This window comes from Acinetobacter sp. V116_7 (assembly GCF_056735735.1).
Window position 1 is genome coordinate 83,871 of sequence record NZ_JBWZIF010000025.1, and the last position, 22,926, is coordinate 106,796.

The 22,926-nt window shown below is 38.4% G+C and carries 27 protein-coding genes, 2 tRNA genes and 1 riboswitch; of the genes, 14 read left to right on the forward strand and 15 right to left on the reverse strand.

All coding sequences use genetic code 11. From position 1 onward, the window contains the following. Positions 1 to 18 precede the first annotated feature (18 nt). Both AC1PJP_RS10960 and otsB read right to left on the reverse strand, forming a co-directional pair. Entirely contained in the window at positions 19 to 1,452 is a 1,434-nt protein-coding gene (locus tag AC1PJP_RS10960) for an alpha,alpha-trehalose-phosphate synthase (UDP-forming) (RefSeq protein ID WP_479766969.1), read from the reverse strand. Continuing rightward, entirely contained in the window at positions 1,440 to 2,291 is an 852-nt protein-coding gene (otsB, locus tag AC1PJP_RS10965) for a trehalose-phosphatase (protein WP_479766970.1), read from the reverse strand. The genes AC1PJP_RS10960 and otsB overlap by 13 nt, the downstream gene beginning before the upstream one ends. Before the next feature lie 356 nt (positions 2,292 to 2,647). Here otsB and AC1PJP_RS10970 point away from each other — a divergent pair, with 356 nt between their 5' ends. From AC1PJP_RS10970 to bioD, 5 genes are all read left to right on the forward strand, one after another. Then, positions 2,648 to 3,379 (forward strand): alpha/beta hydrolase family protein, encoded by a 732-nt coding sequence (locus AC1PJP_RS10970; protein WP_479766971.1) that lies wholly within the window; start codon positions 2,648 to 2,650, stop codon positions 3,377 to 3,379. Between the two features lie 93 nt (positions 3,380 to 3,472). Further along, a complete protein-coding gene (gene bioA / locus AC1PJP_RS10975) occupies positions 3,473 to 4,753 on the forward strand; it encodes an adenosylmethionine--8-amino-7-oxononanoate transaminase (protein WP_416718374.1) in 1,281 nt (426 codons plus the stop codon). A 1-nt stretch (position 4,754) separates the two neighbouring features. Continuing rightward, positions 4,755 to 5,912: an 8-amino-7-oxononanoate synthase gene (locus AC1PJP_RS10980; protein WP_479766972.1), complete on the forward strand. Its 1,158-nt coding sequence runs from the start codon at positions 4,755 to 4,757 to the stop codon at positions 5,910 to 5,912. After that, the gene (bioC, locus tag AC1PJP_RS10985; protein WP_479766973.1) at positions 5,909 to 6,658 is read left to right on the forward strand and encodes a malonyl-ACP O-methyltransferase BioC; all 750 of its coding nucleotides are present in this window, start codon (positions 5,909 to 5,911) and stop codon (positions 6,656 to 6,658) included. The genes AC1PJP_RS10980 and bioC overlap by 4 nt, the downstream gene beginning before the upstream one ends. Then, the gene (gene bioD, locus AC1PJP_RS10990; RefSeq protein WP_479766974.1) at positions 6,659 to 7,303 is read left to right on the forward strand and encodes a dethiobiotin synthase; all 645 of its coding nucleotides are present in this window, start codon (positions 6,659 to 6,661) and stop codon (positions 7,301 to 7,303) included. It abuts the gene before it with no gap. A gap of 60 nt (positions 7,304 to 7,363) precedes the next feature. Here bioD and rluB read toward each other — a convergent pair whose 3' ends face one another. The 5 genes from rluB to AC1PJP_RS11015 form a co-directional block, all read right to left on the reverse strand. After that, on the reverse strand, positions 7,364 to 8,287 hold the full coding sequence (gene rluB, locus AC1PJP_RS10995; protein ID WP_004794225.1) for a 23S rRNA pseudouridine(2605) synthase RluB: 924 nt from the start codon (positions 8,285 to 8,287) through the stop codon (positions 7,364 to 7,366). 41 nt (positions 8,288 to 8,328) lie between these two features. Further along, positions 8,329 to 8,922 carry an SMC-Scp complex subunit ScpB gene (gene scpB / locus AC1PJP_RS11000; protein WP_004794223.1) on the reverse strand — a complete coding sequence of 198 codons (594 nt, stop codon included), beginning with the start codon at positions 8,920 to 8,922 and terminating at the stop codon, positions 8,329 to 8,331. After that, positions 8,919 to 9,710, reverse strand: a complete 792-nt coding sequence (locus AC1PJP_RS11005; protein ID WP_034590956.1) for a segregation and condensation protein A — start codon at positions 9,708 to 9,710, stop codon at positions 8,919 to 8,921. The genes scpB and AC1PJP_RS11005 overlap by 4 nt, the downstream gene beginning before the upstream one ends. Before the next feature lie 224 nt (positions 9,711 to 9,934). Continuing rightward, positions 9,935 to 10,552: an L-threonylcarbamoyladenylate synthase gene (locus tag AC1PJP_RS11010; RefSeq protein ID WP_004794219.1), complete on the reverse strand. Its 618-nt coding sequence runs from the start codon at positions 10,550 to 10,552 to the stop codon at positions 9,935 to 9,937. 89 nt (positions 10,553 to 10,641) lie between these two features. Then, complete coding sequence (locus AC1PJP_RS11015; RefSeq protein ID WP_013198804.1) at positions 10,642 to 11,304, reverse strand: elongation factor P hydroxylase; 663 nt, start codon at positions 11,302 to 11,304, stop codon at positions 10,642 to 10,644. 96 nt (positions 11,305 to 11,400) lie between these two features. Between AC1PJP_RS11015 and AC1PJP_RS11020 the strand changes: the two genes are divergently transcribed. From AC1PJP_RS11020 to lysM, 6 genes are all read left to right on the forward strand, one after another. Next, a complete protein-coding gene (locus AC1PJP_RS11020; protein WP_004794216.1) occupies positions 11,401 to 11,961 on the forward strand; it encodes a YceD family protein in 561 nt (186 codons plus the stop codon). A gap of 74 nt (positions 11,962 to 12,035) precedes the next feature. Beyond that, on the forward strand, positions 12,036 to 12,221 hold the full coding sequence (gene rpmF, locus AC1PJP_RS11025; protein WP_000290730.1) for a 50S ribosomal protein L32: 186 nt from the start codon (positions 12,036 to 12,038) through the stop codon (positions 12,219 to 12,221). A gap of 151 nt (positions 12,222 to 12,372) precedes the next feature. Then, positions 12,373 to 13,359, forward strand: coding sequence for an ACP S-malonyltransferase (gene fabD, locus AC1PJP_RS11030; protein ID WP_416669868.1), 987 nt, complete (start codon positions 12,373 to 12,375; stop codon positions 13,357 to 13,359). Then, positions 13,356 to 14,090 carry a 3-oxoacyl-ACP reductase FabG gene (gene fabG, locus AC1PJP_RS11035; RefSeq protein WP_004794212.1) on the forward strand — a complete coding sequence of 245 codons (735 nt, stop codon included), beginning with the start codon at positions 13,356 to 13,358 and terminating at the stop codon, positions 14,088 to 14,090. The genes fabD and fabG overlap by 4 nt, the downstream gene beginning before the upstream one ends. A gap of 84 nt (positions 14,091 to 14,174) precedes the next feature. Continuing rightward, positions 14,175 to 14,411: an acyl carrier protein gene (gene acpP, locus AC1PJP_RS11040; protein ID WP_004641570.1), complete on the forward strand. Its 237-nt coding sequence runs from the start codon at positions 14,175 to 14,177 to the stop codon at positions 14,409 to 14,411. A gap of 186 nt (positions 14,412 to 14,597) precedes the next feature. Continuing rightward, entirely contained in the window at positions 14,598 to 15,071 is a 474-nt protein-coding gene (gene lysM / locus AC1PJP_RS11045) for a peptidoglycan-binding protein LysM (RefSeq protein WP_005303067.1), read from the forward strand. A gap of 43 nt (positions 15,072 to 15,114) precedes the next feature. On the opposite strand, the gene AC1PJP_RS11050 is transcribed toward lysM, so the two are convergent. Continuing rightward, positions 15,115 to 15,882, reverse strand: a complete 768-nt coding sequence (locus tag AC1PJP_RS11050; RefSeq protein ID WP_479766975.1) for a hydroxymethylpyrimidine/phosphomethylpyrimidine kinase — start codon at positions 15,880 to 15,882, stop codon at positions 15,115 to 15,117. 97 nt (positions 15,883 to 15,979) lie between these two features. On the opposite strand from AC1PJP_RS11050, the gene AC1PJP_RS11055 reads away from it, so the two are divergent. Further along, the gene (locus tag AC1PJP_RS11055) at positions 15,980 to 16,654 is read left to right on the forward strand and encodes an HAD-IA family hydrolase (RefSeq protein ID WP_479766976.1); all 675 of its coding nucleotides are present in this window, start codon (positions 15,980 to 15,982) and stop codon (positions 16,652 to 16,654) included. A gap of 65 nt (positions 16,655 to 16,719) precedes the next feature. On the opposite strand, the gene ribB is transcribed toward AC1PJP_RS11055, so the two are convergent. Beyond that, a complete protein-coding gene (ribB, locus tag AC1PJP_RS11060; protein ID WP_479766977.1) occupies positions 16,720 to 17,379 on the reverse strand; it encodes a 3,4-dihydroxy-2-butanone-4-phosphate synthase in 660 nt (219 codons plus the stop codon). Between the two features lie 90 nt (positions 17,380 to 17,469). After that, positions 17,470 to 17,620, reverse strand: a riboswitch (FMN riboswitch). Between the two features lie 176 nt (positions 17,621 to 17,796). Between ribB and AC1PJP_RS11065 the strand changes: the two genes are divergently transcribed. Together AC1PJP_RS11065 and AC1PJP_RS11070 are read left to right on the forward strand one after the other, a co-directional pair. Further along, positions 17,797 to 19,587, forward strand: a complete 1,791-nt coding sequence (locus AC1PJP_RS11065; protein ID WP_479766978.1) for a DUF2157 domain-containing protein — start codon at positions 17,797 to 17,799, stop codon at positions 19,585 to 19,587. Then, a complete protein-coding gene (locus tag AC1PJP_RS11070) occupies positions 19,584 to 20,135 on the forward strand; it encodes a GDYXXLXY domain-containing protein (RefSeq protein WP_479766979.1) in 552 nt (183 codons plus the stop codon). The genes AC1PJP_RS11065 and AC1PJP_RS11070 overlap by 4 nt, the downstream gene beginning before the upstream one ends. A 55-nt stretch (positions 20,136 to 20,190) precedes the next feature. Here AC1PJP_RS11070 and panD read toward each other — a convergent pair whose 3' ends face one another. The 6 genes from panD to AC1PJP_RS11100 all read right to left on the reverse strand — a co-directional run bounded on the left by panD (position 20,191) and on the right by AC1PJP_RS11100 (position 22,925). Next, positions 20,191 to 20,571 carry an aspartate 1-decarboxylase gene (gene panD, locus AC1PJP_RS11075; RefSeq protein ID WP_002120296.1) on the reverse strand — a complete coding sequence of 127 codons (381 nt, stop codon included), beginning with the start codon at positions 20,569 to 20,571 and terminating at the stop codon, positions 20,191 to 20,193. Positions 20,572 to 20,702: 131 nt separating this feature from the next. Continuing rightward, entirely contained in the window at positions 20,703 to 21,284 is a 582-nt protein-coding gene (gene pth, locus AC1PJP_RS11080) for an aminoacyl-tRNA hydrolase (RefSeq protein ID WP_003653332.1), read from the reverse strand. A gap of 20 nt (positions 21,285 to 21,304) precedes the next feature. Continuing rightward, positions 21,305 to 21,601: a 50S ribosomal protein L25 gene (gene rplY, locus AC1PJP_RS11085; protein ID WP_004794199.1), complete on the reverse strand. Its 297-nt coding sequence runs from the start codon at positions 21,599 to 21,601 to the stop codon at positions 21,305 to 21,307. Between the two features lie 96 nt (positions 21,602 to 21,697). Beyond that, complete coding sequence (locus AC1PJP_RS11090) at positions 21,698 to 22,648, reverse strand: ribose-phosphate pyrophosphokinase (protein WP_005303079.1); 951 nt, start codon at positions 22,646 to 22,648, stop codon at positions 21,698 to 21,700. Between the two features lie 36 nt (positions 22,649 to 22,684). Next, positions 22,685 to 22,759 (reverse strand) — tRNA-Gln (locus AC1PJP_RS11095). 91 nt (positions 22,760 to 22,850) lie between these two features. Continuing rightward, a tRNA-Gln gene (locus AC1PJP_RS11100) sits at positions 22,851 to 22,925 on the reverse strand. Between the last annotated feature and the right edge of the window lies 1 nt (position 22,926).

Here is a 22,926-nt window from a genome sequence, read left to right on the forward strand (position 1 = left end):
ATGCTCTTTTATTTAGATTTATAAAACTTGATAAATAGATTGATAATTATCTTGTAATAACCGCTGAGGCTTCATAAGTAGAGTTGGTGTTTTTTCCAAATCATCTAAGAAATTATTTCGCCAATTGGTAAGATCAGAAGATGTTAATCCCTCTATTAATTGCTCATAACGATTAATACGCTCAGTTTTAGACATTTCTAAAGCCATTTTCAAAGTATCCATCATTGCTGCTCTATCTTGCGGATCAACAATCAAGGCTTGAGACATCTGCTCAGCAGCTCCAGCATATTTAGATAAAATGAGTACCCCAGGATTTTCTGGGTCTTGGGCTGCAATATACTCTTTAGCGACTAGGTTCATACCATCGCGTAGTGAACTGATCCAGCAAATATCTGAATGGCGGTAAATGTGCATCAGATTATGGTGTTGAACCGTGTCATAGCAGCAATCTACCGGTCTCCAGTCTTCATGTGCAAACTCTTCGTTAATTAACTCTAGCTTGGTTTTAAAACGTTGATATAAACGTTGATAAGCTGGAATATCGGTACGAGAAGGTATTGCAACTTGAAGATGTCGAACTAAACCATGATATTCGGGGCTGGTTTCCAAAAAGGTTGCAAAGGCATTAAATCTTTCGAGTAAACCTTTTGAGTAATCAATACGATCAACCCCAATAATCGTTTTTTGACGTGGGATTTCTTCAAAATTAAACACGGAAGAGATCGCCAAATCCTGTTGTGCTTGCTTTTGTATAATCTCTGGCTGAACACCAATTGGGTACGACTTAATTAATATTTGACGTTTTTTATAGCTAATACTATTGCTTTGAATTTTCTGAGCTTCAAGTAAATTTAGACAAGTTTGCATACATGCATTTTGATCGATCTGAGTTTGTAAGCCAATAACATCATATTGACTCAAGTCTTGAATTAATTCTCGAGCTACTGGAATTTTGTGCCAGATATTTAGGCTAGCAAAAGGAATATGTAAGAAGAAACCAATTTTATTTTGCATGCCTAATTCACGGCAGTAACGCGCCACACTAAAAAAGTGATAATCATGTATCCAAATAAGATCGTCAGGCTGTGCAAGCTGTTTTAATTTTTCAGCAAATAACCGATTGACCTTTTGATAGGTATTATATTCTTGGGCATTATATTCAATCAGATCTTCTCGGGCATGCATTGCTGGCCAGAGAACCTTATTTGCAAATCCACAGTAATATTGCGCGTATTGTTGATGAGTAAGAGGGCAGGTAATGTAATCAATTCCTTCAGAATAGGCCTGTTCAAATTCTGGTGCTTCGCCATCGGTGATTTGCTGACCATTCCAGCCTAACCAAATACCATTACTATCATTCAAAGCATCTTGCACAGCCACGGCAAGGCCACCTGCTGAAGCTTTACCTGATGGCATACTTATTCTGTTCGATAACACAATTAATTTAGACATATTTGTTCTCCATTCTCATTTTGGCTATTTTTGACATATAAGCTTTTTATTCTGTTTTTAAATAAAAGAAGAAAATTCGCGACATTATCAATATCTTTTAATCTGTAGTTGGCTTGTGTTTCGCCGGACCCTACTTTAATCGTGAGACCAGCGTGCTGATTAATAAAAATAAAACCAGATTCATCTGTTAAATCATCTCCTATAAAAATCGGTACTACAGAAGGTAAATTAAGATGATTTAATATAGTTTGAATGGCTTTACCTTTGTCAGCTTGGTTTGGTATTAACTCAACAACAAATTTCCCATTATTTATTTTTAGTTGCGGATAATCAGGATTAATCTGATGCATAATATTAATAGCATTATTTTCTAGAGTGGGATTTTCTCGGTAATGTAAAGCAATAGAATATCCTTTATCTTCAATTAATAATTTAGGATATTTCTCACAAGATTTCATAATATCTTGTTTTAATTTTTTAAAATTAATCGAACTTAAATCTGGTCGAATATAATGATCTGAGCCAAAATAAATATCTAAACCATGCAAGCCAGCAACAGGAATATCAATAGACTGTAGTAGATTGCAAGCTGTGTCTACATCTCGACCTGTTACAGCAATAACAGGTATATTTAATTTAATAATTTTTTTTATAGTTTCTAATGTGGTGTTTGGAATAAAACTTTGCTCAGGATTAATTTGGAAGGGTGCTAACGTCCCATCAATATCCAAAAATAAGCAGTAATTTTTATCTAAAGATAAAGTTTTTATAATATCATCTGGTGTAACAAAATATGTATTTTTTTCTCTCCCATCAGATATTGTACTTTGACTGTTCATATTAGCCTTCCCAATATATTTTGTTCAATAGTTAATCTTCTAACATTAAAATGAATTGATGAGTCATTTCTTTTAATAAAAAAACATAAGTATTAACATTAATTACATTGCATAATGGATTTATAGGCGAAGTGTGGATTATGTTGTTTTTTGAGTGGCTTCAATGTTTAGATAATTAAAGTTTTGTATATTTACTATGAATAATGCAGGTCTTATTTATCAATATATTTCAGAATATTAAATACTCATAAATCATTGATTTTACTTTTTGAAATTCAATTTTTATGTTGATTTTAAAAGATATTTTAAAACGATAATATTATATAATCCTTATAAAGTTCGCTTTGGACAGGCATATGAAGTTACAAAATAAAATTTTATTAATTACGGGTTGGGGAGTAGGTGTGGAACCTTTACAAACTCTAAAATTACATTTGGAAAAAGCGGGTTTTGAAACTCAACTCATTAATATTTTTAATGTTTTAGATCGTAACTTTCAAGCACAGCTTGATTTAGTGGCTGAAGTTGATGTGGTAATCGGTTGGTCTTTAGGTGGGCAGTTAGCGACTAAACTGGTTGATATTTTTTACAAGCAAACAGGGCAAACAAAAACTTTAATTACGCTCGCTTCAAACCCTTGTTTCGTTGCCAATGACAATTGGCAAACAGCAATGTCTACTGATGTATTTAGTCAATTTAAAGCGTCTTTTTTAGAGAACTCGCAAGCTACTTTAAAGCGCTTTTATTATTTAATTACTCAAGGTTCAGCACAAGCTAAAAAAGATTGGCTAAACATGCAAAATATATCAAACCCGCCTCCTTATGACGTGTTATTACAAGGGTTAGAAATGTTAGAGCATTTAAACTTGGTAGATAACTTAAAAAATTACTCTGGTCCACAGCTTCATTTATTCGCAGAGCAAGATGGTGTCATTCCTTGCAAGATTGTTGAAAATTTTGAGGATATCGCAACAAAAAACATGAGTTATAAGCTACTAAAAGATGTTACACATGCTTTTCCCTACCTACAGGTCGAAAGAACAATTGAAGAAATCTGCCAATTTTTAACAATTCATCAGCAAAGTTAATAAGCTTTGATTGATATCGCAATTTTCTTTCATTCTTAACAGGTTTAACATGTGTTCAATGAAAGATTTGAACGCTGTAAAAGGGTAAATAGGATGACCGATAATTTTGATTTAGAACATATTTGGCATCCTTATACTTCAATGACTCAACCTTTACCCACATTTAAAGTGAAACGTGCCTATGGGGCAACGATTGAACTAGATGATGGTAAAACTTTAATTGATGGTATGTCGTCTTGGTGGTGTGCAATTCACGGCTATAACCACCCTGAACTCAATCAGGCAGTGACAGATCAATTACAGAACATGTCACATATCATGTTTGGTGGGCTAACCCATGATCCTGCGATTGAACTTGGGAAAATTCTTTTAAAAATTACACCGCCAAGTCTCGATAAAATTTTCTATGCAGATTCAGGATCAGTTGCCGTTGAAGTTGCTCTGAAAATGGCTGTGCAGTTCTGGACAGCACAGGGCCAACCACAAAAAACAAATTTTATTACTACGCGTTCGGGTTATCACGGTGATACATGGAATGCGATGTCTGTTTGTGATCCTGTTACAGGTATGCATCAGATTTTTGGTACCAGCTTACCAAACCGCCTTTTTGTAGCAGCACCACAGACCAAATTTCATGAAGATTGGAATCCTCAAGATATTGCCGAGCTAGAACAGGCTATTCAGCAAAATCATGAAAACCTTGCTGCACTCATTATCGAACCAATTGTTCAAGGTGCAGGGGGCATGCGTTTTTATCATCCTGAATATTTACGTCAGGCTAAAGCGCTTTGCGAGAAATATCATCTGTTATTAATTTTTGATGAAATTGCTACTGGCTTTGGCCGTACGGGTAAGCTCTTTGCGTGGGAACATGCTCAAGTCGAGCCCGACATTATGTGCATAGGTAAAGGGTTAACAGGCGGCTATATGACTTTGTCTGCGACCTTAACAACAAAGCATGTTGCAGAAACGATTAGTCGCGGTGAGGCTGGGGTATTTATGCACGGTCCAACTTTTATGGCCAATCCGCTTGCTTGCGCTGTTGCCTTGAGAAGTACGCAATTATTAATTGAGCAAGATTGGCAAGCCAATATTAAGCGAATTGAGCAACAGCTTAGCCAATATTTAACGCCTTTAAGTCAGCTTGATTATATTGCTGATGTACGAGTGCTGGGTGCAATTGGTGTAGTAGAACTTACCTTTAATGTCGATATGAAAACTTTACAGCAACAATTTGTAGACCGTGGAATCTGGATTCGTCCTTTTGGTAAATTGGTGTATGTAATGCCACCGTATGTCATCACTCAACAAGAGCTAAGTGATTTGCTTGAACAATTGGTTGACGTTGTTAAAACGTTACAGGGAGCACATTAAGATGTCATTGCTTGATCATTTTGCTAACGAGTTAGATGAATTAAAACAACAAGGTAATTTCAGACAATTTACCCAAAATGTGCAGCATGGCCGTTTTATTACAATTCAAAATAAAACAATGCTCAACTTAGCTTCAAATGACTATCTGGGACTGGCGGCTGATCTAAATCTTCGCCAAGAGTTTTTAGATAGCTTGCCGTTAGAGCGGAGCTATTTTAGTTCTTCATCGGCTCGTTTATTGACGGGTAACTTTGATGAATATGAACAGTTGGAAAATAGCCTAAGTAATGCATTTGGTGGTCGGTCGGCTCTGCTATTTAATAGTGGCTATCACATGAATATTGGTATTTTGCCTGCTGTTGCTGATAGCAAAACTTTAATTTTGGCAGATAAGTTAGTCCATGCGAGCATGATTGACGGTATACGTTTATCTGGTGCGCAGTATGTGCGTTATCGACATAATGATTTAAAGCACTTAGAACAACTTCTGCAAAAGTATCATGATGATGACAAGATTGAACGAATCATTGTGGTCACAGAAAGTATTTTTAGTATGGATGGTGATGAAACGGATTTAGCTGCATTAGTCCAGCTTAAAAAACGTTTTGCTAAAACCATGCTATATGTCGATGAAGCACACTCAATTGGTGCTCGTGGTCAGCAAGGCTTAGGATGTGCTGAACAATATAATGTCATTCAAGAAATTGATTTTCTAGTTGGTACCTTCGGTAAAGCATTAGCAGCAGTCGGTGGTTACATTATTTGCGATCCAATTCTTAAAGACTATCTTATTAATAAAATGCGTCCGCTTATTTTTACGACCTCTCAACCTCCTATTATTGTAGCTTGGGTAAACTTTATATTCCAAAAAGTATTAGTTGCTCAACCTCAGCGTGAACACCTAAAAAATATTAGCCAATATCTTCAACAAGCTGTTGTACAAAAGGGTTATGTAAGCCCGTCGACTAGTCATATTGTTCCAATTATTGTGGGAGAGAGTCAGGCTGCGATCGATAAGGCAAAACACGTTCAAGAAAGCGGCTTTTATGCCATGCCTGTACGCCCACCAACAGTACCTAAAAATAGTGCACGTTTGCGTATTTCTTTAACGTCAATGGTGCAGCAACATGAGCTTGAAGAATTGGTGAGTTTTCTGTGAGTTTGAATAAAAACTTGGTTGCCCAGCGTTTTGCCAAAGCTGGGCAAAGCTATTCAGAGCATGCAATAGTTCAAAAACAAATTTGCCAAAATTTAGCGGGCTTACTAAAGCAGTTTTGCCCAAGTACGATATCACGTGTTTTTGAAATCGGTTGTGGTTCTGGCAATTTAACTCGTCTTATTACTGCATCTTTTCAGATTGAAGAGTTAATTTTGAATGATCTGTATGCAGATGTGCAGCAGCACTTCAATCATCAAGAAAATTTGAAATGGTTGATTGGGGACATTGAAACTTTAGAGTTTCCCCAGCAGCTCGATATGATTGTTTCAGGTTCTGCTTTGCAATGGATGCAGGATTTACCGCATTTACTCGAACGTTGTAATGGGGCTTTAGTTGATCAAGGCTGGTTATGCTTCTCAACATTCGGCTCTCAGAATTTAATGGAAATTAAAGAGCTGACAGGCCAAGGCTTAAGTTATTGGTCAGTTGAAAATTGGAATAGTGCCTTAACTCAGGCTGGTTTTGAGATTTTGCATTTGTCAGAGTCGGAAACTCAACTCTATTTTGATTCGCCTAAAGCTGTGTTGCAGCATTTAAAAGCAACAGGTGTAACGGCAACTGCTCAGCACCGTTGGACTAAGCAAGCTTTACAACAGTTTTATCAAGATTATGATCGGTTTAAGTACGCTGATGGATATTCCCTCACATATCATCCGATTTATTGTATTGCCCGGAGAGTGAAGTAAATGAGTGGCCAGATCTATTTTGTGAGTGGGATTGATACCGACATTGGTAAAACCTACGCTACAGGTTTTTTAGCAAAATTATGGACTGAGCAGGGTAAAAAAGTAATTACCCAAAAACTCATTCAGACGGGTAATGCTGATATTTCTGAAGATATTGAAAAGCATCGTGAAATTATGGGGCAGGGCTGGTTTCAAGAAGATCATGACAAGCTAACCATGCCTGAAATTTTTAGCTATCCTGCTTCGCCTCATCTTGCAACACGCCTAGATAATCGCGAAATTGATTTTCAAAAAATTGAAAATGCGACACAAACATTGGCAGAGCGTTTTGAAATTGTATTGTTAGAAGGTGCGGGCGGCTTAATGGTGCCATTAACCACCAGTCTTCTTACCATTGATTATGTCGTTCAGCACCAGTTCCCTGTTATTTTGGTAACATCAGGCCGTTTAGGAAGTATTAACCATACTTTACTTAGTCTTGAGGCACTTAAGTCTCATAGACTTAAATTAAAGGCTTTGGTTTATAACCTGAAAGATGAATCAAAAGATCCATTAATTTCTCAAGATACTTCAAATTATCTGAAAGATTATTTAGCAGTTCATTTCCCTGAAGCTGAATGGATTGAGCTGGAAAAAATGAATTAAGTTAAAAAGCTATAAAAAAACCGCTCTAATGTGAGCGGTTTTTTTACATTAATAAATAACTTAGAATTTCTTTGAACCACGGTTAAAACCAGTCGATTTACGTTGGTTACCCGTGTTAGCCGGAGCTTCTTTTTCTTCATCACGACGTTGTTGGCGTAAGTAACCACCACGACGAGCAGCCATTGGCTTTTCAGTCATACGGTCAGTACGACGTTTTGCCATACCAAATAAACCTGTACCTTGACGTGGTTTTAACTCAACAGATTTTGCTAGATTATCGATGTCAGTTTTATCGAGTTCCATCCAGCGGCCAGTACGTAATTCGCGTGGTAAAATAACTGTACCGTAGCGCGTACGCAATAAGCGGCTTACTTTAAGTTCTTGTGATTCAAAAATACGACGAACCTCACGGTTACGACCTTCTTTCACTACAACTTGGTACCAACGGTTAATACCTTCACCGCCAATTTCCGAGAAGGATTCAAATTTAGCAGGGCCATCTTCAAGTTCTACGCCATTTACCATGTTTTGACGTATTTTAGGTGTTACTTCACCCATAACTCGAACAGCATATTCACGTTCAACTTCATTTGATGGGTGCATTAAGCGGTTAGCAAGCTCACCATCATTTGTAAATAGTAATAGACCAGTACTGTTAATATCTAGACGACCTACCATTACCCAGCGGTCATTCGCAATTTGTGGCAAATGATCAAATACAGTCGGGCGTTTTTCAGGATCATTACGTGAACAGATTTCGCCTTCTGGCTTATAGTAAATCAATACACGGCGACGAATTTCGTCTTCAATTTGAAACTGAACTTTACGGCCATCAATGCGTAATTCATCGCCTGGTTCAATGCGCTCACCCACTTGGGCAACACGACCGTTTACACTCACGCGTCCTGCGGCAATAACCTCTTCCATATATCGGCGGGAACCTAATCCGATTCGCGCTAATACTTTTTGCAATTTTTCACTCATGACAGCACAACCTTAGACATAATGATCAACAGTCCACCTCTTTATGATTTCGGTGCATTTGCATCGAGAGCCATAAAGGCTTCCTTGGCGTTCTGTAGGGGAGGCAATTGGCCTAGCGATGCTAGACCAAAAGCATTCAGAAACTGAGGCGTTGTAATTAGCAACGCGGGTCTTCCGGGTAAATCTCTAAAACCGGCTTCTTTAATCCAGTTCCAGTCAAATAGTGTTCTAAGAATCTGACTATTATTAGACACACCACGAATTTGTTCAATATCAGCGCGGGTAACCGGTTGATGATAAGCAATGACAGCCAGGGTTTCTAGTAATGAAGGCGACAGTTTTGTTGGTCGCTCTGGCCAAATTTGAGCAATAATACTACGATATTTAGATCGTACCTGAAAGCGAAACCCTTGTGCTGTTTCAATCAACTCAATAGATCGGCCGTGTTGTAATAGCGCGAGCTGTTGTAAAAGTTGACGAAGCTGTTGTTTATTATATTGATTATTAAATGCTTCTTTTAAACGGGCAATTGAAACGGGCGCTTCACTAGCAAAAATAATAGCTTCAAGTTGTAATAAGACTTCGTGGTGAATGTCAGCTAATGACAAATCCGTATTATTTTGTTCAAAGCTCATATTGAAGATCCTTGAATTGCTAACGGAGCTTCAATACCTGAGGCAATAATTTTAATTCGCTGTTGTCGGGTTAACTCTAAAACAGCCATAAATGTCACAACCATTCCCATGCGACCTTGCAGAGGATTGAGCAATTCTTTAAAACTTAACACGTCACCAGACTCTAATTTCTCTTCAATATATGCAATGCGTTCTTCGAGTAAGACAGGCTCTTGAGCCACAACATGCGTAATAGGTTCTGGTCGGTTAAACACACAGAACAATGCGTCATGTAATGCTGAAATATCATAGCCTTCATAAACAGGAGCAATATGACCTAAGCTCACATTTGCACTGAATGTATCACGCTCAAGAATTGGCATTTGACCCAAACGTTCAGCCGCTTGCTTGATACGTAGATAGGTTTCAAGTCGATCAATAAGTTCTTGCTTAGGATCTTTTTCAATACTGATGATTGTTGGCTTTGGTAAAAGCAGGCGAGACTTTAAATCTGCCAATAAAGCTGCCATCACCATATAATCAGCGGTTAGCTCAATATTTAAGGATTTCATACTATCCATATAAGTTAAATATTGAGTTGCGATAGGCGCAATATCGACGTGAATTAAATCAAAACCGTTTTTTTGAATCAGATAAATTAAAAAATCTAGGGGACCTTCAAACTGTTCGAGCAAAATCTCAAATGCAGCAGGAGGAATATAGAGATCTTCAGGAATCTTGTCATGCCACTCATCTAAAACACGGATGTGTGGAGCGTCTTCCATGGATTGATGAAGTGATTGATTCATTACGATTATAAGCCACGCGAATTTTCAAAAGCATGAGACTTGTTATTCAAGTCAAAGAGAGCTGTAAACAGAAGAACAGCAGATAGTGAAAATCATTCTAAATGAATTGTGCCTTTTAATAAATTACTTAACGACTAAAGTGTAAAAAAAATCCAAAATAAATAAAGAGTATTTTTTTGAGTGATAATACTTTTTTTAAAACTATTGGTAAAAATTGTAAGTGCTTATTCAAAAGCACTTACATCGCCAATACCACGACGGATAATTTCAGGATGCTCACCCGATAAGTCGACAATACTTGTGCTTGTTAAAGTACCGAAACCACCATCAATAAATACATCGATTCGTTTATCTAGCTGATTTTCAATATCGTACGGATCATCTAGAGGGTCTTCTTGGCCCGGTAAAATTAATGTACTCGTAAGTAGGGGCTCACCAAGCTCTTGTAATAAAGCCTGACAAATTGGATTACTTGGAATACGTAAGCCAATCGTTTTCTTTTTAGGATGCATTAACCTACGAGGAACTTCACTTGTTGCAGGTAAAATGAATGTCGTTATAGCAGGGGTATTCGCTTTCAATAAACGATATGTTGCATTATCAACTTTTGCATACGTTGCAATATCTGATAAGTCACAGCACATAATGGCATATTGATGTTTAGGTCCTAAACCGCGAATCTGCGCAATACGTTCCATGGCATTTTTATTACCGATTTGGCACCCAATTGCGTAGGCTGCATCGGTAGGATAAACCACAACATCTCCGGCACGAATGCGTTCAACCGCTTGGCTAATAAGGCGTTGCTGTGGATTTTCAGGATGTACATGTAAATGCATCATATTTTAGAGACTCCATCACGCCAGTGTTAAAATAATTATTAGGCTTTTTAAACAACCTATGCAAGTAATTAACGTGGTTTTTTTGTCAATTAATCAAGGAGTTCACGTTTAAATTCATTTAATTGTAATGCTAGGCCTGAACGTGTACATTGGCAAATAAAACCAATAAATGCTGCTGCATCACGTGGCAACTTGGCTTCACCTGAAAAGTAACGCTGTACTTGAGCATAGACATTATCTTTAAATATTTTGCCATCTCCACCATCACCTGTCAGGTTATCAAGCGAGACTCTAAACTTTCTACCAAAAGACTGTGCAAACAACCATTCAATTGCCTGAGGCTTAACTTCGACTTGTTCAAATAGACTTTGCTGTTCTTGCGTACGGCCATCGGGAGCGTACCAATATCCTAGATCCGGTAATAGACGTCTTTTTTCACCTGCAATAGACCAATGACTAATTTCATGCAAGGCACTATTAAAGAAACCATGGGCAAATTGAATCTTGGCAGGTTCTATATTTGTTGCAGGGAAATATTCTGGTTCAAAATCTCCACGAACTAATGTCACATTATGGTGGGAAAACCAGTGATTAAAGTGTAAAATAAGCCAATCGACTTGCTCAGACTCTGATTTTGAGCTTGACCATGGTGAGAGTTGCACTATGTCAGGTACAAGAGTGTTCTGATGAGTTGAATGGGTGCAAACGAGTAATGAAGTGTTAACTTCAGGTTGCGGCTGCAACAGGTGCATTGCTTAATTTACCCCGAGTTCTGTCTAAAGAAGTGCAAAATTGTATCTTAATCTTTGACAGAGTACCGATGAATTTGTAGAATTGCCGCCTTAATTATGTCAGCAAATACCTTTCCGGCACAGATTGAGCCGTTTAAATGGGCTGAACAAGGCTTTACATGGTCAGGTCAACTGCCCTTGTCTCGCTTTGCTCGTATCGCTCGTGAAGCTGTTGGATCAATTGATAACCAATTGATCAACATAGACTGTAAGCTATCAATGGATGCATATCATCGCATTGTGTGGATGGATGGTCATATGGACACGATAGTTCCAATGGAGTGCCAACGTTGTTTGGAACCTGTTGAAATGCCTCTTGTCTTAGACTTTCATATTGCATTAGTGGATGATGAGTCACTGATAGAGCGCTTGGATGAGGATGCTGATTTCATCGTTTTAGGTGAAAGTGAGTCTTCGACGAAAGGCGATTATGATACGCCAGCCTCGATTAACTTGCTCGCATTACTAGAAGATGAACTGTTATTGTTGATGCCTTTATCTCCCAAGCATGATGCTTGTGAAAATAAACATCAACCTACCATTCAAAATGTTGTTGAAGAAAAACGGGATAACCCGTTTGATGTTTTGGCAGGTTTGAAGGGTAAACTTAACTCATAATTTGTGATATAATTGTGAGATAAGACAACTGAATTTGTTCTGATCCATTTTTTCGATCTTTGTAAGGAGCCATCATGGCCGTTCAGCAAAACCGTAAAAGTCGCTCTCGCCGTGACATGCGCCGTTCACATGACGCTTTAACCGAGAATGCATTAACAGTAGACCAAGCAACTGGTGAAACTCATCGTCGTCACCACGTGACTAAAGACGGTTTCTACCGTGGTCGTCAATTATTCGCTAAAGCAGCTGATGCTGAATAATTGTATGATATGCATTAAGCGTGATGCTTAAGTATAGAAAAAATGGGAGCGAAAGCTCCCTTTTTTTGTTGTTTTTCGCAATTATAAAAATATAAATAACATGTTAAATTTCCGCTCCAGAAATGAGTGAAAACCCAAAAAAGGATTTCTTATGTCTGCTAAACGTCTTGAACAAGTAGCTTTAGCCACAAAAACTGCGTTTGTGTTTCCTGGTCAAGGTTCACAAAAAGTCGGTATGCTTGCTGAACTAGCAGAACAGTTTAGTGGGGTTGGGCAAACCTTTGCGGAAGCTTCAGATGCGCTTGGATTCGATCTGTGGCATATTGCGCAAAGTGGAGAAGGTCTCAACCAAACAGAAAATACCCAACCTGTGTTATTAACTGCCAGTATCGCTTTATGGCGTGTATGGCTTGATTTAGGTGGTCTGGCACCTAAGTACCTTGCAGGGCATTCTCTAGGTGAATACAGCGCTTTGGTTGCTGCAGGATCTATGAGCTTGGCAGATGCAGTGAAACTCGTGAATTTGCGTGGCAAACTCATGCAAAGCGCTGTTCCTCAAGGGGAAGGAGCTATGGCTGCCATCCTTGGTTTGGCTGATGAAAAAGTGGTTGAACTTTGCCAAATCGTGAATGCAGAAGGTCAAGGCTCAGTAGAAGCTGCAAACTATAATTCACAAGGCCAAGTCGTAATTGCCGGAAGTACAGCATCTGTACAACAAGTAATGACTTTGGCAAAAGAGCAATCTGCTAAGGCAATTGCTTTACCTGTGTCAGTTCCTTCGCATTGTTCATTGATGAAGCCTGCTGCTGAAAAATTTGCAGAAGCTTTGGAACAAACTGCCATTGAGCTGCCTACCATACCTGTAATACAAAATGTCAACGCGGGAATAGCTACCGATGTTGCTCAATTGCGTCAGGCGTTGACTGCTCAATTGTACCAATCTGTACAATGGACAGATACGATGCAGTTCTTACAAGACCAAGGTATTCACTACGTTGTTGAGTGTGGCCCTGGTACAGTATTGAGTAATCTCGCGAAGCGTTTACCAAATATAGAAAAAGCTTTTGCGATTGATAGCAAGAGTAAAATGGAAGATGCCCTAAATGCTGTTTTAGTGGCAGAAGGAAAAATTGCATGACACAAGAACGCAAAGTTGCATTAGTAACGGGCGCGAGTCGGGGCATTGGCGCTGCAATTGCCCAGCAACTTATTCAAGACGGTTATTTTGTTGTAGGTACTGCGACATCTGAATCTGGTGCACAAAAGTTAAGTGAAAGCTTTGGTGAGCAAGGTGCAGGTTTAGCTCTCGATGTGCGTAATCTCGATGAGATTGAAGCAGTCGTTTCTCATATTGAACAGAACTATGGCCCTGTGCTTGTTTTGGTTAATAATGCGGGTATCACGAAAGACAATCTATTGCTACGCATGTCAGAAGATGATTGGGATGACATTCTCAATATTCACCTTAAAGCTGTATATCGTTTATCTAAGCGTGTGCTTAAAGGTATGACAAAAGCGCGCTTTGGCCGCATTATTAATATTAGTTCTGTTGTTGCGCACTTTGCAAACCCAGGCCAAGCGAACTACTCTGCTGCAAAAGCAGGTATTGAAGCTTTTAGCCGTAGTCTTGCAAAAGAGATGGGTAGCCGCCAAATCACTGTGAACAGTGTGGCACCAGGTTTCATCGCAACAGAAATGACAGATGCACTTAGTGAAGACATTCGCAAAAAAATGAGTGATCAAGTGGCTTTAAATCGCTTAGGTGAGCCACAAGATATCGCAAATGCGGTGAGTTTCCTTGCAAGTGATAAAGCAGGTTACATTACCGGTACGGTATTACATGTAAATGGTGGTTTATACATGGCCTAAGGCTGATGTATAAACTTTTAAAAATTTTTATATTCAATTAAACTAGTGGCAAATCAAACGCCACAAGCAATGAGGAGAATTCCTGTGAGCGATATCGAACTACGCGTTAAACAAGCGGTTGCAGAACAACTTGGTCTTAAAGCTGAAGAGATTAAAAACGAAGCATCTTTTATGGATGACTTAGGTGCTGACTCTTTAGATTTAGTTGAGCTTGTAATGTCTTTCGAAAATGACTTCGACATCACTATCCCTGATGAAGATTCTAACGAAATCACTACAGTTCAATCTGCAATTGACTATGTAACTAAAAAACTTGGTTAATTCGCATATTGCTGAATAAAAAGAAGGCCACCGTAAGGTGGCTTTTTTTATTGGAGAAAAAATTTAAGAGATACATATTTTTACAAGATCAACCTCAATTGATAGCAGAGGCATAACTTTTTTGAAGTATAACAATAAAGGTCAGTTTAATGACTTTACTATAAACAATAATATGAGGACTAAAAGATGGGTCTTTTTGATTTTGTAAAAGGTATTGGTAAGAAAAATACCGCTCCTGCAGAACCACAACCAGCTCCGGCAACACCAGCAGAACCTTCTGCACAAGAAGTTGCAAATAAATTATTAGGTTTAATTAAAAGTTTAGGCTTAGGGGTAGAGGGCTTATCTGTAACCTATAATGGTGCTACAGATACCGCAATTATTAAAGGGCAGGTAAAAAGCCAAGCAGATAAAGAGAAAATTATTCTTATTGTTGGAAACATTGATCATGTGGCACAAGTAGATGACCAGATGACTGTTGCAACTCCTGAACCAGAAAGTAAATTTTATACAGTGAAATCTGGTGACAATCTTTCAAAAATTGCGAAAGAATTTTACGGTGATGCAAATCAATATCCAAAAATCTTTGAAGCAAATAAACCAATGTTAAAAGATCCAGATGAGATCTTCCCTGGACAGGTTTTACGTATTCCTCAATAATTGAGGGTAATAAAAAAGGCGCTTTTGGCGCCTTTTTTTCTTTTTAAAATCTTTTTGGTATTTTTTGCCCATTTGGCACTGGAGTGTCAGCATTCTTTAAAACACCGAATAACCATGTTTCAGCATGCTGAACTGCAATTTTCAAAGAATCACCTAAAGCTAAACGACCAGCAATAAAACTAGCTAAAGAACAACCTGATCCATGATATTCGCCTTCAAGACGGGGGCAGCTACTACTCGCTGCAAGTTCACCATTAATATATAAACTATTTTTAATATGATCTGGTGTATCTTCGTGTCCACCTTTAACTAATACAGCTTTAGCACCCATTTCAAAAAGTTTTTTGGTTGCTTGGTCTAAGTCATCAGTACCTGTTAATGCACGTAATTCGACCGTGTTGGGAGTAATAATAGTGGCTAGGGGAATAAGCTCAACAAATGCTTTAACAAGAGTCGCTTGATCACCTAAAGAACCACCGCTGTTTGCCACTAAAACAGGATCAAGTACATATTGATAGTCAGGGTGTGCGCAAAGAAATTCAGCTAGAGCAGCAATATTATCTGTAGTGCCAAGCATGCCTGACTTAACGCATTTAATTGGTAAATCACCAACAACGGCATTGGCTTGAGCTAATAATAGTTCTTTTGAGGTCGCTTCGAAGCCAAATACTTGTTGTGAGTTCTGAATGGTAAGCGCTGTACATGCAATTGCTGCATGAGCACCACTTTGTCCAATCGCTTCAATATCAGCTTGTAAACCTGCACCACCTGAAGGGTCTAAACCCGAGAAACAAAGTACGGTTGGACGCACGGTTATTTCCTTTTCAATTTAAATTTACGTTAGTATAAGAGAGTTTGATTAAACTCTCGACCAATTGAATTAAATACTTTACTGGGTTAGTGATTGAATGGCTATAAAACATATTTTGATTGATTTAGATGGAACCCTAACAGACCCAAAAGTTGGTATCCATACTTCAATTCGCTATGCAATGGAAAAACTAGGCTATCCATTGGCTGCCGATTTAAATATTGACTGGACCATTGGCCCACCCTTAAAACCTTCACTCGCAAAATTGTTGGCTACTCAAGATGATGCGTTAGCTGAACAAGCTTTACTTGCTTATCGTGAGCGTTTCTCGGTGATTGGTTTATTTGAAAATGAAGTATATCCTTCTGTTGTACAGACACTTAAAGCGTTAAAAGAAGAAGGGTATCGTTTATTTGTTGCCACTGCTAAACCAACGATTTATGCAAAACGTATTTTAGATCATTTTGAATTAAGCCAATATTTTGTACATATTTATGGTAGTGAACTGACAGGGGAGCGCACCAATAAAGCTGAACTTATTCATTATATTCTTGAGCATGAGCAATTAAACCCGGAAGAGTGTTTAATGGTAGGCGACCGTCAATATGATGTTTTAGGTGCTCGTCACAATGGTATTGAAGCGGTAGCTGTGACTTATGGCTACGGAACACCAGAAGAACTTGCTCAAGCACAGCCAAAAGCAATGATTAAGCAATTCTCTGAACTTTTGGACTATGTTGAAGAAGTGGCAGCACAAAAGAAAGTTTCTTAAATTTCAAAATGAATAATTTGAAGGTTTGACTTGTAAGTAAGCAAGTCAAACCTTTTAAATTTATTTTAAACACTATGTTGTTGGCGATATTGCACCAGCTCTTCAATGGTAATCACGGTTAAGTGATGAGTTTGTGCATATGCTAAAACTTGAATGCCTGATGCCATCGTACCATCCGGATTAGTTAATTCACATAACACACCAGCAGGTTTTAGTCCTGCTAATCTTGCTAGATCAATTGTTCCCTCAGTATGACCACGACGAGTAAGTACACCACCATGACGTGCACGTAATGGAAAAACGTGACCTGGACGATTAAGATCGCTTGGTACGGCACCATCTTTAATTGCAGTTTGAATGGTAGTAACACGGTCTTTAGCAGAAACACCTGTAGTAACACCTTGAGCAGCTTCAATGGTTACTGTGAAAGCGGTATGAAACTGGCTCGAGTTTTGAGAAACCATTGGTGGTAGTTCTAGATGATCTGCTAGCTCTTCTGTAAGGCATAAACATACGATACCCGAGCCATCACGAATCATGCGTGCCATTGTTTCTACCGTTAACGTTTCGGCTGCAACAATGAGATCAGCTTCATTTTCACGGTCAAAGTCATCCATAACCAAGACTGGTTTGCCTTGACGGATATCTTCTAATGCTTGTTGAATGCGCTGCTCAGCAGGAGAGAGGGCTGAGAAAAAAAGTTCTGGTTGAATTAAGCTAGACATAATGAAACGCTCTCGTAAAAATACGGTTGAACATTTCAGGACTGATGTAAAAACAGGCTGGCACTGAAATAAAACGGATTTATCCCAGTTCGTCGTCTTCTTTCATCCGGACTATACCGTCGGCTTTGGAGTTTCACCAAATCTGCTCAAATTAAAAAATTTAAGCTCGTGGGCTTGTTAATTTATTTATAAAAATTAACTTTACCACCGGTGGGGAATTACACCCCGCCCTGAAGCGATGGGTTTCATTATAGCGCGCTTGGCAAAATTGGCTAGATGCTTTTGTAGAATGCTAAGTCTCATTATGAATAAGTATTTTCATAAATAGAATTAAGCTTTTTAACAAGAGCTTACTTGTTGATATGAAAATGGAATGCTATGTTTTTTATAGAAAATTATAAATAAAATAGGTGTTTCATGCAGATAAGAGACTATTATCCTCTAATAAATAGCTCATTTATTCAGCATCTCCATATTTTCAGTTATGTATTTATGGCGCTCAGTATTCTTTATTTAATTGCTGCTAATTGGTTGATGCTTCCAGATAGCATTCAACTCGCTATCCCGCCCCTTATATTACTTGTGACAGCATGGTTCAGTGTAAAAGATACCTTAACTGAAGGTGTTAGGCAGACCTTACACAGTATTTGTGGCTTGATGATAGGCTTAAGCTTGGCCGTTATCGGACAGGTTTATCAAACTGGTGCAGACAGTTATTTGCTTTTTTTAATTTGGACATTGCTTTTACTACCGTGGCTATATCGACCGAATATTGGAATTTTTGGTCTAATTTGTATAACCAGCCAGCTCACACTTTTTTTATTTTTTAAACAGACTTTTTGGTCAGAAAAGTTTCCATATTTATATCTGTTCGCTCTAAATTTATTAAGCCTTGTCGAGTTTGGGGTGTGTATAAAGAAGTATCGCGCTTTAAGATTTGTTTTTATCGCTTGGTTTGCAGTTATTTCAATCATTGGAATGATCCAATATTTATCGAATGAAAATATTCCTTATCTGATCTCGGCGTTCTTTTCAGGACTCATCGCTTTTTATTATTTCTTCAAAAAAGACGATCAGTTATGTGCCAGTTTAATGGCTGCTGTTCTCGGCGTGACTGCAACAATATGGCTTGTAGATGGGATTAATAACTTATTTAAAGATTCTAATGAGTTCATCTTTTTATTGATTGCGGGCATTATTTTTATTTGGTTTGCACTGATTAGTTATCTTTTAATAAAAATTTTTCGTCAAAGCCGCTTTTATGTCATTCCATTGGCAATTGGTGCTTGGCTTGCAGGTCTAGCACTTGCAGCTTTTACGCTGGTGTTTTGGGAGGCGATTTCTTTAGTCATTGGAATTATTTTTGTTGGATTAGCTTTTATTCTTTTAAAGAAATCACAAAGCTATTTCTTTCGACAATTTGCTTATTGTTTATTTATCAGTGGGCAGACTGCTTTCTTATTTCATCTTGGTTCAGAGACAGATCAAATTCTATGGGTTTTAATTGCACAGATTTTTATTCTATGTATCAGTTATTTCCTTAAACCGCATTGGTTCTTCATTTTAATTCAAATGCTTGCTACCTATGGCATTGCTTTTTTCTATTTGCTACAACTAGACCATTCATTGTGGTCTATACATTCTAATCAGACCTATTTAAATTTAACTTTTCTTAGTTACTTGGTTTTTAGTTTGGTGCTGTTGCCTAAGTGCAAATCAATAGCGCTATATGAGCGTAGTATTTTTTTATGTGTGCTTGTCGTAATTTTAGCAGCTTCTTTTTTTGATGCTTTTATGGGTTTAATCCCAGAGAGTCCGATAGATCAGCAGCTATGGGTTTTATATTTGCTACCTAGCATATGGTTGCTATGTTTTAGTATTTTTCATTTATATCGACAACTTCATGGAATTACTTTTTTTGCCTTTTTAATTTTTGGCATATTGCTTATTACACTTGGCTATTTTGAAATTTTTATCCTGTTCATTATTTTAACGTGGGCATTAAAAAAGAACGATTATATTGTTTATGGAGTTAGCTTGGCTGTATTAGTTTTAGTGTTCTGGCAGCTCTACTACAACTTACAAATAACTTTTCTAGCCAAGAGTGCCTCAATTTTTATTTCTGGTGCTGTTCTCTTGGCTCTGTCATGGTTACTTCATCGTGAAAATAAAGATAATCTCATTGAAGTTGAAGGAGAGAAAGAATGAAAAAGTATTTTTCTCTTATTCTTGCATTCGCTACCATATTAATCTTTGTTGGATTAGTGGCAAAAAACGAATGGTATCTGCATCATAGTAAAAGTATATTTATTGAGCTTAGACCAGTCGACCCGCGTTCAATTTTACAAGGTGACTATATGGCACTGGCTTATGAGTTAAATTTACAATCTCTTAAAGCTCTTGCAGGAAGTGAGAGTGAGGCTCTAGATCAGGTAATTTTTAATCATTCTTCTGTTCCAGCAAAAGTTATTTTAGATTCGCAAAATCGTGTAGTTCGTACAATTTTAGATACTAGCAATTCATTTGCTGGGCAAAGTTTAATTTTAAAAAATCCTGAAAATCGTTTACAGGCTTTATATCCCGCTTCACGAAGTTTCTTGTTTGCTGAAGGTCTAGCTCAATGCTATCAGAAAGCAAAGTATGCTGAATTTAAGGTAAATACAAAAGGAGAGGCGATTCTGTTTGATTTGCGAGGAGAGGGGCTTCAACCATTGAATTGCAAACAGCAAAAGAACTGGTGGGAAGGAACGATTTAGGATTTATAAAATTATAAAAGCCCGTCAAAGCGGGCTTTTTTATTCTTAGAAGAAATTAAGCAACTTGAACAGGGATACAATTCGCTGTGTGGTTGACTGTATTATTTGGGTTTGCATAGACCAAACGTGGTTTATGAATGTTTGCTTCAGCTTCAGTAAAATCACCAAATGTAGCAATAATGACGAGATCACCAACGTCTGCTTGATGTGCAGCACCGCCGTTTACTGAAATAATTCCAGAGTTATCTTCACCACGAATCGCATAAGTCGTGAAGCGTTTGCCATTGGTTACATTCCAAACATGAATTTCTTCATATTCACGAATACCAGCTAAGTCCATCAATACGCCATCAATTGCACAAGAACCTTCATAGTGAAGTTCAGCATGGGTTACAACTGCACGGTGAATTTTGCATTTTAATAAACGAGATAGCATGGCTAGCGTCTCCTGAGTAGACCTAAGATGTAGATCTTATGGTGAAATCTTTAGCTTTTGCGGTTGGCAAAGTGGCTGATGCGCATTTTGCTCCTAAAAAAGCAAGATAGCAAGCATGATTGTTCAACAATTTAAGTGGGTTTATATGCATTAATTTGATTCATGGCCTGTGGAACTTGTCCTTGAACAAGTAGTTTCACTTTAGAAAGGGCATGATCAATTGCAGCATCCATCAGACTTTGTTCACTACTTGGTGCTTTTCCAAGTACGTGACCTGAAACTCTTTCTTTTGAGCCAGGATGTCCGATACCAATACGTAAACGATGAAAATTTGGACCAATATGAGGGACAATGTCACGTAAACCGTTATGACCGCCATGTCCTCCGCCTGTTTTTAAGCGAATTACACCAGGATTCATATCAAGTTCATCATGAGCAATCAAAATTGCTTCGGGAGCAATTTGATAAAATTTTGCAAATGGAACTACACTTTGTCCAGAACGGTTCATAAATGTAGTGGGTAGAAGTAGACGGACATCGTGTCCTTCTATATTACCACGTCCACTGATTCCGTGAAATTTCGGATCATTTTTTAATGTAATGCCATATTTATTAGCAAGCTGTTCAATGAACCAAAAGCCTGCATTATGGCGGGTTTGGGCATATTCTGAACCAGGATTGCCCAAACCAACAATTAGCGAAATATTTGACACTAATCTACGCCTTTCAACACTTATGCGCGTTTGAAGTCAGCGTGCATAGGAGTGTTTTTAGATGGGTGACGTTGTAACGCTTGGATTTTAACGTTTTCAACTTTGTCGCCCACTTTGATTTCTACAACTTCTTCAAAGAAAGCATTGTTTTCTAAAGCTTTTACAAGCTCGCGAAGTTCTAAAGTAATAGCTACAGGCTCAGCATTGCCACCATAAATGATAGCTGGAATTAATGCTTCGTGACGAAGGCGGCGGCTCGCACCTTTCCCTTGTTTGTCTTCAGCACGCGCTTGAGCGTTTAATACGAAGTTTGCCATGAGTAAATCCTCATTAAAGTTTAAATATACTAAACTTGCGACCAGTTTAGTGATAGAAAACCCCAGCCAAGGCCAGGGTTCATAAAAGCTGCGGTATTATAAACTATCGAACATCGCACTGATAGATTCTTCGTTATTAATACGACGAATCGTTTCAGCAACCATGCTAGCAACAGAAACCTGACGGATTTTGCCCAAGGTTAATGCTTCATCAGAAAGAGGAATGGTGTCAGTGACAACCAATTCATCAATAACTGAATTACGTAAGTTTTCAATAGCCTTGCCAGAAAGTACAGGGTGAGTTGCGTATGCAACTACACGACGTGCACCAAATTGCTTAAGCGCATCAGCTGCTTTGCACAATGTACCGGCAGTATCAACCATGTCATCTACGATAACGCAATCACGATCTTTTACGTCACCAATTAAGTGCATAACTTGCGACTCATTGGCTTTTTGACGACGTTTGTCAATAATTGCTAAATCGATGTCACCCATCTGTTTGGCAACGGCACGAGCACGTACTACACCACCAACGTCAGGAGAAACCACCATAAGGTTGTCATGCTGTTGTTGACGTAAGTCAGCAAGCAAAGCAGGAGTACCGTAGATGTTGTCGACTGGAATATCGAAGAAACCCTGAATTTGGTCAGCATGTAAGTCAATCATTACGACACGATCAATACCAACAGTGGTAAGCATGTCTGCAACAACTTTAGCTGTAATCGGTACACGTGCAGAACGTGGACGACGGTCTTGGCGAGCATAACCAAAATAAGGGATAACAGCGGTAATACGACCAGCACTTGCACGACGCAAAGCGTCTGCCATAACCAAGATTTCCATAAGGTTATCATTGGTAGGGGCACAAGTAGGCTGAACGATAAATACGTCTTTACCACGAACATTTTCAGTAATTTCTACTGAAATTTCTCCATCAGAAAAGTGACCGACTGATGCAGCACCTAGAGGGATATGTAAGTGACTTACGACTTTTTGAGCGAACTGTGGATGAGCATTTCCACTAAAAACGACAAGATTGGGCATGAAGCACCCTTGGCGGTTGGTATGTAATTAAATAGATGGCAGGGGCGGCTGGATTCGAACCAACGGATGCCGAGATCAAAACCCGGTGCCTTACCACTTGGCGACGCCCCTAATGCGGCAGAACTTTAATATTTTTGCAATGCAATGTCAAGATTAATCAACAAAAAGCATAGCAATTAAGTCTGTCTTTAAAATAAGAGAATGGCAGGGGCGGCTGGATTCGAACCAACGGATGCCGAGATCAAAACCCGGTGCCTTACCACTTGGCGACGCCCCTA